Genomic DNA, 5,565 nt, shown 5'->3' on the forward strand with positions numbered 1-5,565 from the left:
GCGCGCGCGATGCTCGACGCGGCCGGCATCGGCAGCCTGCGTTTGATCGCCGAGATCGAGGCGGGCGTGGCGGTCGCGCGCCCGCATGCACCGGCACGCACGCACCGGCCCGCCGTCGTCACGAAGGCGGGCGCGTTCGGCACCGAGCAGGCGCTGTACGCGGCCTGGCTGCACCTGCGCGGCACGCCGCACGAAGAGACGCAAGCTCGCACACCGGCGAGCGAACAAGACAGCACGCAACAAGACAGCACGCAACAAGACAGCACAAAACACGAGCCAACGGCGCCGGACGCCGCTGCGCCCACCGCACCATCGAGGAACGTATGAGCACCTATATCCCCGTCATCGGCATCACGATGGGCGACGCCGCCGGCGTCGGCCCCGAAGTCGTCGTCAAGAGCCTGACGCACGCGCAGGTCTACGAACAATGCCGTCCGCTCGTGATCGGCGACGCGCGCCGGCTCGAGCACGCGATCGTCATCTGCCAGCTCGACATGGACGTGCGCCGCATCGCCGATCCGTCGCAGGCGCGCTACGAACGAGGCACGATCGACGTGATCGACCTCGAACTGATTCCCGAAGACCTGCCGTTCGGCGAGCTCTCGCCGCTCGCGGGCGACGCCGCCTACCGCTATATCGCGCGCGCCGTCGAACTGGCGCAGGCGAAGCAGATCGACGCGATCTGCACCGCGCCGCTGAACAAGGAAGCGCTGCACGCGGGCGGCCACAAGTATCCGGGCCACACGGAAATGCTCGCGCACCTCACGGGCGTCGACGAAGTCTCGATGATGCTGGTCGCGCCGCAACTGCGCGTGATTCACGTGACGACGCACATCGGCATCATCGACGCGATCCGCAAGATCGAGCCGGGCCTCGTGCAGCGCACGATCGAGCGCGGCAACGCCACGCTCGTGAAGGCGGGCATCGCGAAGCCGCGCATCGGCGTGTGCGGGATCAATCCGCATGCGGGCGAAAACGGTCTGTTCGGCTATGGCGAAGAGGAAGAGAAGATCATTCCGGCGGTCAAGCTGCTGCAGGAACGCGGCCTCGACGTGACCGGCCCGCTGCCCGCCGACACGCTGTTCTTCCGCGCGGGCCGCGGCGACTTCGACCTCGTCGTGGCGATGTATCACGATCAGGGCCACGGCCCCGTGAAGGTGCTCGGCCTCGAAGCGGGCGTGAACGTGACCGTGGGTCTCGAAGTGATCCGCACGTCGGTCGATCACGGCACGGCGTTCGATATCGCGGGCAAGGGCGTCGTCGACGAAGGCAGCATGCTCGAAGCGCTGCGTCAGGGCGCGGAACTGGCGACGCGCCGCTAAACGCCAAGCCGCCGACATGGGCCGCGCGGCCCGGCGCGCACGTGCCATCGTGTAAGATCGCCGGGTTCCCGCAGCTCACTTTTTAGCAATGAAAGCGTCCGACCGTCACCGCGCCATTCTCGAACTCGTGCAGACGCGCGAGGCCAACGTCGAACAGTTGACGGAGGCACTGGGCGTGTCGGAGGCCACGATCCGCCGCGATCTCGCGGTGCTGCACAAGCAGCGCCGGCTCGTGCGCACGTATGGCGGCGCGACCGCGCTGGTCGGCGTGCACGAACCCGAGGCCTCGCTCGAGGAACGCAAGGCGGCGCAGCGCGAGCAGAAGGAGCGCATCGCGCTGGCGGCCGCGGCCCACGTGCGCGACGGCGACACCGTCATGCTCGACGGCGGCACCACCTGCGCCGCGCTCGCGCGTCATCTGCTGGCGCGCAGCGATCTGCATGTCGTCACCAACAATCTGCTCGCGGTCGCCACGCTCGCGAACGCGCCCGGCATTCAGGTCACGCTGCTCGGCGGCGATCTGCGCAGCTCCAGCATGAGCACGCTCGGCCCGCTCGCGGAACTGCTGCTCACGCGCGTGAGCGTCGATACGGCGTTTCTCGGCGCGGATGGCGTAGTGGCCGGATTCGGTCTTTGCGAAGCGAGCGCGCAGCAGGCGTCGCTCAAGGACTGCATGATCCGGCGCGCGGCGCAGGTGATCGTGCTGGCGGACTCGGACAAGCTCGGCCGCGCGCGCCAGCAGCACTGGACGCCGATCGAACGCGAGTGGCGTCTGATTACCGCCGCGAGCGCGGGCGACGCGGCGCTCGAACCGTTCCGCGCGCTGCTCGGCGTGCAGGTGGAAGTGGTGGACGCGTTGACTGCGCCGGATGACCGCTCGCGTTGACCGTCAATCGTGGTGGTAAGTCTTGTTGACGATTTTCCAGCCGTCGTCGAATTCCACCAGCGTCAGATAATCCGTGAAGCGCAAGCCCTGATACAGCGTGGCCGTTTTGACCGCCGCGCTGCGGCCCGTCACGTCCACCGCGACGATGCGCATGTCGAACGGCTCGCCGCTTTCCGAGGGCTTGTCCATGCCTTCGATTTCCGCGATCCACTCGTCGAGCGACTGGCGATAGAACTCGCCGTGGTAATAGCCCCAAAGCTGGGCGTGCGGATCGAACGCCGAACGCAGACGCCGCGCGTCGCCGTTGTGCATGCCGATGAAAAAGCGCGCGATCGTCGCGGCAATTTGAGCGAACGCGTCGCCGGCTTCCATGTCCGCCTCCCTGTTCGAACGCCGCGATGTTTGAAAAGCATCGCGCCGATGCGCCGTGAATGGGCGATCGTTCAAGCATAGAAGGCGGTCCCGCGAAGTCAAGCAATCGTAAGCTGGACATCGCGCGTTGCTCGTCGCAAGAACGCGCAACGTATCGCGCGGATTGCGCCGCGTCGGCACGCGGGCCTGGTTCCCCGAATGCCGTTCCCGCTGGCTCTACAGCGTCGGCCGTTTTAGCGTGACAATACGTTTTTTGACGTTCGATGCGCGCGGCTTGAGCCGATAGCGCCACGCGGAGCCCCCATGTACGTCCCTGCCCATTTCGACGAATCCCGCCCCGAGGCGCTGCACGCTTTCATCGCGCAGCACCCGTTCGGCACGCTGGTCACGCACGGCGCGAGCGGGCTCGACGCCAATCACATTCCGTTCGAACTGCTCGCGGGCGAGGGCGCGTTCGGCACGCTGCACGCGCACGTCGCGCGCGCGAATCCGCTCTGGCAGGCAGTCGCCGACGGCGATGAAGTGCTCGCGATCTTCCGCGCCGGCGACGCCTATATTTCGCCGACGTGGTATCCGAGCAAGCACGAACACCACAAGCAGGTGCCGACCTGGAATTACGCGGTGGTGCACGCACACGGCCGCATTCGCGTGCGCGACGACGAGAAGTTCGTGCGCGGCGTGGTTGCGCGGCTCACGCGCACGCACGAAGCGGGCGAGCCGCAGCCGTGGAAGATGGGCGACGCGCCCGCCGAGTATCTCGACACGATGCTCAAGGCCATCGTCGGCATCGAGATCGAGATTACGCGGCTCACGGGCAAGCGCAAACTTTCGCAGAACAAGGAAGCGCGCGATATTCGCGGTGCGGGCGAAGCGCTCGTCGCGCGCGGCGAACGCGAGATCGGCGAACCGATGCTGGAGATCGCCGCGCGCAAGGCCGAACAGGGCTGACGCGCGCGGCGCTTTCTTTTGTGTCGCGCTTGTGTCGCGCGCGGCTAGATCACCAGCCGCGAGTGGCCGATGCCGCCGCCCTTTTCCACGCGGATCTGCGTGGCGATGCGCTCCTTGAGACTGTCGACGTGGCTGATCACGCCGATCATCTTGCCGCTCGCGTTGAGCGTGTCGAGCGCGTCGAGCGCGATTTCCAGCGTGTCGCCGTCGAGCGTGCCGAAGCCTTCGTCGAGGAACAGCGAATCGATCGAGGTCTTGTGGCTCACGAGGTCGGAGAGCGCGAGCGCCAGCGCGAGACTCACGAGGAAGCTCTCGCCGCCCGAGAGCGTGCGCGTGTCGCGCGTGACGTCCGCCTGCCAGCCGTCGACGATTTCCAGTTCGAGTTCGCCCGTCGATTTGCGACGCAGCAGATAGCGCGCATGCAGACGGTCGAGATGGCGATTGGCGAGCGCGAGCAGATGATCGAGCGTGAGACCTTGCGCGAAGCGGCGGAACTTGTCGCCCTTCGCGGAGCCGATCAGCGCGTCGAGGCGCTGCCAGAGATCGGCGTCCTGCGTTTGCGCGTCGATCTGCGCGAACAGCGCGCGCTGGCTGTCGCGCTGCTGCGCGTCGCGCGCGAGCAGGCCGCGCTGATGGCCGAGCCGTTCGTTGAGCGTCGCGTTGTCTTTTTCCGCGCTGTCGATCTGTGCGTCGAGTTCGGCGAGTGTGGCTTCGGTCTGTGCCGTTGCTTCCACCATCGCTTCGAGTCGCGTGAGTTTCTCGCGCGCGCTGTTCAGCAGTGCGGTGGCCGTGTCGCGTTCCTGCTCGCGCTGCTGCTTGAGCGCTTGCAGACGCTGGCGTTCCTCGGCGGGCAGGAGCGCTGCGAGGAAATCGTCCTGCTGCGCGAACGGACTCGCCGCGAGTGCCGCGCTCCACGTTTGCGCGGCCTGGCTGGCGGCGTTGCGTTGATGCGCGAGCGAGCGTTCGAGTTGCGCGATCTGGCCGTCGAGCGCCGCGAGTTCGCGCGTGAGCGCGTCTGCGCGCGCGGCGGCCGTGGCGAAGTCTTCGCCGGGCGCGTCGTCTTCGTCGTCGAATAGCGAATCCATCGGCACGCTCTGCGCCGCTTGCGCGATTTCCGCGCCAATCGATGCACACCGTTCGCGCCACGCCTGAAGTTGCGCGCGCGCGGCGTCGCCCTGGGCGCGTTCATGCGCGAGCGATTCCGCGAGCGTGTGAAGGCGGCGCTGCGTCTCCTGCCACTTGCGCCATTCGCCGTCGCGCGTTTGCAACCACGCGCGCGGATCGTCGGGCAGCGCCGCAAGCGGCGCGCCGTCGGCTTGCGTGCCGGTCTGCATCGAGGCGAGCAAAGCCTGCGCTTCTTCTTCGATACGCACACGCAATGCCGCGAGTTCGCGTTCGGTTTCCGCTCGGCGCTCCTGCACGCTCGCGATCGATTGTTCCAGCAATTCGCCGCGCGCCTGCGCCGCCTGTAGCGCCTGCGCGCAGCGCGTATTCGCTTCGCGTGCTTGAGCGAGCGCTTCTTCGGCGCGTTCGGCCTCGGTCAGATGCTGGCGGATTTGCTGCGCCGATTGCGCTGCGGCCTCGCTCGCCTGCGTGAGCGCATCGGCATCTTTCCAGGCGTCGGCGTTGAGCTTGAGCGACGCCGACAACGCCTGCCAGTCCGCGCGATCCTGCGTGTCGCGTGCGGCGAGCTGCTCGTGTTGCGCGCGCTGTTGCGCCTGCGTCGCGCGCAACGCGGACAGTTTCTCAGCCGCGCCGCGCAACGTTTGTTCGGATGCCTGAAGATCGGCGCGGATTGCCTGAAGCGCGCCTTGCGTCGCCGACACGTCGAGCGCGCGATACGCAGCGATGGCCGGATGATCGTGCGAACCGCACAACGGGCACGCCTCGCCGGGCTGCAATGCATCGCGATGCTGCGCGAGACTGCGAATCACCTGTTCCTGTTCGAGCAGCGTCTGCTTGTCGGCGGCGCGCGCCTGGAGTTCGGCGTGCGCGCGTTGCAGCGTGACGAGCGCGACGTCTTGCGCGGCGATCTCG

General features: G+C 67.5%; 6 protein-coding genes. 4 read left to right on the forward strand and 2 right to left on the reverse strand.

Translation table 11 applies throughout. From position 1 onward, the window contains the following. From G3N97_RS35845 to G3N97_RS35855, 3 genes are all read left to right on the forward strand, one after another. A partial coding sequence (locus tag G3N97_RS35845; RefSeq protein WP_277397869.1) for a nucleotide-binding domain containing protein occupies positions 1-327 on the forward strand: 327 nt, incomplete at its 5' end. Then, a complete protein-coding gene (gene pdxA / locus G3N97_RS35850; protein ID WP_065057793.1) occupies positions 324-1,322 on the forward strand; it encodes a 4-hydroxythreonine-4-phosphate dehydrogenase PdxA in 999 nt (332 codons plus the stop codon). The genes G3N97_RS35845 and pdxA, both read left to right, overlap by 4 nt. An 88-nt stretch (positions 1,323-1,410) precedes the next feature. Continuing rightward, on the forward strand, positions 1,411-2,208 hold the full coding sequence (locus G3N97_RS35855; RefSeq protein WP_205997553.1) for a DeoR/GlpR family DNA-binding transcription regulator: 798 nt from the start codon (positions 1,411-1,413) through the stop codon (positions 2,206-2,208). A 3-nt stretch (positions 2,209-2,211) separates the two neighbouring features. On the opposite strand, the gene G3N97_RS35860 is transcribed toward G3N97_RS35855, so the two are convergent. Further along, a complete protein-coding gene (locus G3N97_RS35860) occupies positions 2,212-2,580 on the reverse strand; it encodes a nuclear transport factor 2 family protein (RefSeq protein WP_205997554.1) in 369 nt (122 codons plus the stop codon). 303 nt (positions 2,581-2,883) lie between these two features. Between G3N97_RS35860 and G3N97_RS35865 the strand changes: the two genes are divergently transcribed. Then, positions 2,884-3,528, forward strand: a complete 645-nt coding sequence (locus G3N97_RS35865) for an FMN-binding negative transcriptional regulator (RefSeq protein ID WP_205997555.1) — start codon at positions 2,884-2,886, stop codon at positions 3,526-3,528. Between the two features lie 44 nt (positions 3,529-3,572). Here G3N97_RS35865 and G3N97_RS35870 read toward each other — a convergent pair. Beyond that, a partial coding sequence (locus tag G3N97_RS35870) for an SbcC/MukB-like Walker B domain-containing protein (RefSeq protein WP_277397870.1) occupies positions 3,573-5,565 on the reverse strand: 1,993 nt, incomplete at its 5' end.

The sequence above is a fragment of the Paraburkholderia sp. Ac-20347 genome (genome assembly GCF_017104805.1).
GTDB lineage: Bacteria > Pseudomonadota > Gammaproteobacteria > Burkholderiales > Burkholderiaceae > Paraburkholderia > Paraburkholderia tropica.

Bases quoted from the DNA above. Each gene is read 5' to 3' on its own strand.
- pdxA (WP_065057793.1), top strand. From the start codon at position 324: ATGAGCACCTATATCCCCGTCATCGGCATCACGATGGGCGACGCCGCC.
- G3N97_RS35855 (WP_205997553.1), top strand. From the start codon at position 1,411: ATGAAAGCGTCCGACCGTCACCGCGCCATTCTCGAACTCGTGCAGACG.
- G3N97_RS35865 (WP_205997555.1), top strand. From the start codon at position 2,884: ATGTACGTCCCTGCCCATTTCGACGAATCCCGCCCCGAGGCGCTGCAC.
- G3N97_RS35860 (WP_205997554.1), bottom strand. From the start codon at position 2,580: ATGGAAGCCGGCGACGCGTTCGCTCAAATTGCCGCGACGATCGCGCGC.